Source organism: Gallibacterium salpingitidis, from assembly GCF_001678495.1.
In the GTDB taxonomy this organism is placed as follows: domain Bacteria; phylum Pseudomonadota; class Gammaproteobacteria; order Enterobacterales; family Pasteurellaceae; genus Gallibacterium; species Gallibacterium salpingitidis.
On sequence record NZ_JTJL01000096.1, the window covers coordinates 1 to 1,889 of the forward strand.

1 protein-coding gene is annotated in these 1,889 nt (G+C 33.6%); it reads left to right on the forward strand.

Annotated features, from left to right (window positions below):
• The first annotated feature begins 119 nt into the window (after positions 1 to 119).
• Entirely contained in the window at positions 120 to 1,718 is a 1,599-nt protein-coding gene (locus QS62_RS11800; protein WP_066110410.1) for a type I restriction-modification system subunit M, read from the forward strand.
• The last annotated feature ends 171 nt before the right edge of the window (positions 1,719 to 1,889 follow it).

Consider the following 1,889-nt stretch of genomic DNA (forward strand, 5'->3'; position numbering starts at 1 on the left):
ATTACTCTTCATAAGCGAGAGTTAGAAAATTATGAGCAATTAAAAAAGGCTCTTCTGCAGCAAATGTTTGTATAAAGTTTAGCTAGAAATTAACAAATTTAATCAACTAAGGACAAAAAATGAGTAATGTATCAACAATTTCTAATCAAATTTGGGCAATGGCAAACGAACTTCGTGGCAATATGAGTGCGAGTGTTTATCAAAACTATATTCTAGGGTTCATTTTTTACCGTTATCTTTCTGAACATCAAGAGAATTATCTAGTTGAACACAATATTATTAGCCCAAAAGCCGAGCAATCTATAAATGATGCCTATATGGAAGAAGCCAATGGTGAGGAACTTGCTGACTATTTAGCAGATATTAGTCAAACATTGGGTTATGCGATCGAACCTGCCTATACATGGCAAACATTAATCAACAAAATTAATAATAATCAAATCACGCCAAGAGATTACCAAGATATTTTTGATAGCTTTAACCGCAATAGTGAGCTAAACCCTGAAGCTAGTAAAGATTTCCGTGGTGTATTTAATGATTTGAATCTTGGAAGTAGCCAACTAGGAAATACAACGGTTGATCGAACTAAAGCATTAAATAAAGTTGTCTTACTTGTAAACGAAATTCATTATAAAGACGAGAGCGGACGGGATATTTTAGGAGAAATCTATGAAGAGTTAATTAGTAAATTTGCAGCGAATGCAGGACAAAAAGGTGGCGAATTTTATACTCCTCACGCCGTAAGCCAGATTTTAGCAAGGCTTGTTACAAATAATATCCAAAATGAAAATACATTTACCGTCTACGATCCAACTTGTGGTTCAGGTTCATTATTACTTACTGTAGGAAACGCTTTACCTAATGGTAAAAAAGAAGGGGCAATAAAATATTATGGTCAAGAATTAAATACTTCTACCTACAACCTAGCAAGAATGAATTTAATGATGCACGGAGTTAGTTTCAATAATATGACCTTATCTAATGCCGATACTTTAGAATCAGACTGGCCAGACGGTATTGATGCTAGTGGAATTGATCGTCCAAGACGTTTTGATGCCGTCGTTGCTAATCCACCGTATTCAGCTAATTGGGATAATCACGAGCGTAAATTAAAAGATCCTCGTTTTGCTGAATATGGTAAATTGGCGCCAAAATCTAAAGCTGATTTTGCTTTTATTCTACATTGTCTCTATCACTTAAATGAGAATGGTACAGCTGCTATTGTTTTACCACATGGCGTATTATTTCGTGGTGCTGCTGAAGGACATATCCGTAAAGTTTTAATTGAAAAAAATTATCTCGATGCAGTTATCGGTTTACCTGCTAATTTATTCTTTGGTACTTCCATTCCAACTTGTATTTTAGTCTTGAAAAAAAATCGTCAGCATAAAGATATTTTGTTTATTGACGCGAGCCAACATTTTGATAAAGGTAAAAATCAGAACTATCTTAATTCTGAACATATTGATGCCATTCTTAATGCTTATATTAATCGCCAATCAATAGAAAAATTTGCTTATATTGCACAAAAGGAAGAGATCCAACAAAATGAATTTAATCTCAACATCCCTCGATATGTCGATACTTTTGAAGAAGAACCTGAAATCGATCTTGAAGATGTATTAAGCAAAATTGCAGCAGATAAAGCTGAAATTGCTCAACTCGAAGCAGAAATTAATAAACAGCTCGAAATCTTAGGAGTAAAACTCACTAACTAGAAATTTATCTTTCCATTCAAATTGCCTGAATAGACTTATTCAGGCAATTTTGTATGAACCTCTGTTACCTCTATACATCCCCCATCTTTTTTCAATAAATAAAAAACAAATAAAATCAATTAGATAAACTAAGTACACTTTCAAAATCTTCTTACGCTTGGGAACAGTGTA